This window comes from Streptomyces sp. NPDC048275 (assembly GCF_040652275.1).
GTDB lineage: Bacteria > Actinomycetota > Actinomycetes > Streptomycetales > Streptomycetaceae > Streptomyces.
The window spans coordinates 1-1,639 of sequence record NZ_JBEZLR010000012.1; the positions used below are offsets into that span (position 1 = coordinate 1).

Genomic DNA, 1,639 nt, shown 5'->3' on the forward strand with positions numbered 1-1,639 from the left:
ACAACACGGTCTACACGGAGCTGGCGCTCGGGGTGTCGGACGCGTACAACCAGTACGAGGGTCTGCGCCCGGCACGCCGAGAGCACGCACCTACGGCAGACATCAGCCGTTCCGCGGCGGGCGCGAGGCCCGCCCTCCGGGCGGACGACGGGAATGTGACGGCAGGATCTAGCAGCGAGGAAAGCCTGCGTAGGCTCACGAGGAACCGAAAGCACCCCAGGGGGACCCGTGACCGCAGATGTGCTGCCCGCTCTGACCGTCAGGGCGCGAAGCGCGGCCCACCTCGTGGCCACCGCCTGCGCGCACCACGACGCCGTCCTCGCCGACCGCCACGACGGCACCGTCGTCCGCCATGGCGACACCGTGGCCAAGGCCCACGCTCCTGGCACGGGCCGCGCGGAACTCTCCCGGCGCCTGGCCGTCGCCACCGACGCGGCGGACACACTCCTCGCCCCGCTCCGGCCCACCCCGGTCGACCTCCACGGCCGTCTCGTGACCTTCTGGCCGTACGGCACTCCCGTCGACCCGGAAGTGCCTGATGCCGCCCCCTGGGAAGCGGCCGCCTCCCTCCTCGCCCGCCTCCACCGGACACCCGCGCCGCCCGGCCTGCCGGCCATGCGGGGCCCCGTCAAGGCGGCCCAGGCGATCGCCCGGCTCCGTGCGGCGGGCCCGCACCCCGCCACCGCCCCTGTCCTGCGTGCCTGGGCCACCCTCCCCGCCTGGGCCCGCGCGCAGGCCCCCATGCCGGACACGACGACGCTCTGCCACGGCGATCTCCACCTCGGCCAGCTCGTTCGCCACCCGGCACCGGCCGGCCCCTGGCTCCTCATCGACGTCGACGACCTCGGCGTGGGCGTGCCGACCTGGGACCTGGCCCGCCCGGCGGCCTGGTACGCCTGCGGCCTGCTCGCGCCCGACGAGTGGACCCGCTTCCTGACCGCCTACCGGTGCGCGGGCGGCCCGGCCGTCCCCGCCGACGGCGACCCCTGGCCCGCCCTGGACGTCGCGGCACGCGCCCTCACGGTGCAGACCGCGGCCCTGGCGATCGCCAAGTCCGTGGCGGCGGGCGACCCGTTGGACGAGGTGCAGCAGTCCGTGATCGACGCCTGCGGCCGAATGGGCACCGTCCCGCCCGATTTGGCACACGGACCGAGGACGTAGGGTGCAACCGACCGAGGACGGGCAGTGTCTGTCCTGGCGGAAGCAGTACCGACCGGCGAGGAGTTGAGCCGAGCATGCAGTGTCCGAAGTGCCATGCGCCGATGCACACGTACAACCGCAATGGCGTCCAGATCGAGCAGTGCAGCGGCTGCCGCGGGATATTTCTCGACTACGGCGAGCTGGAGTCGTTGACCCGCCTGGAGTCTCAGTGGTCGCAGCCCGCGCCGCCGCCCCCGGGCGCCCCGCAGGCCTACCCGTCCGCTCCCGCGCCCGCCTGGGGCGCCCCGCAGCACGGTGGACACAGCGGTCACTACGGCGGCCACCACCGCCAGAAGAGCTTCGGCCGCATGCTCTTCTCGTCCTGAACGAAAGGGGCCCTTCTGAGCGGAGGGCCCCTTCCTCGTGCCGTCTCGTACGGCCGGGGGGAACGACGAAGCCCCCGACCGTACGAGACGGCCGGGGGCTTCGGCTGGTGCGC

The 1,639-nt window shown here is 73.9% G+C and carries 2 protein-coding genes; both read left to right on the forward strand.

The window, feature by feature from the left end; translation table 11 throughout:
- The first annotated feature begins 228 nt into the window (after positions 1–228).
- Complete coding sequence (locus AB0D57_RS10225; RefSeq protein ID WP_362069766.1) at positions 229–1,161, forward strand: aminoglycoside phosphotransferase family protein; 933 nt, start codon at positions 229–231, stop codon at positions 1,159–1,161.
- Positions 1,162–1,235: 74 nt separating this feature from the next.
- Positions 1,236–1,526, forward strand: a complete 291-nt coding sequence (locus tag AB0D57_RS10230; protein WP_362069769.1) for a zf-TFIIB domain-containing protein — start codon at positions 1,236–1,238, stop codon at positions 1,524–1,526.
- The last annotated feature ends 113 nt before the right edge of the window (positions 1,527–1,639 follow it).

Bases quoted from the DNA above. Each gene is read 5' to 3' on its own strand.
- AB0D57_RS10230 (WP_362069769.1), top strand. From the start codon at position 1,236: ATGCAGTGTCCGAAGTGCCATGCGCCGATGCACACGTACAACCGCAAT.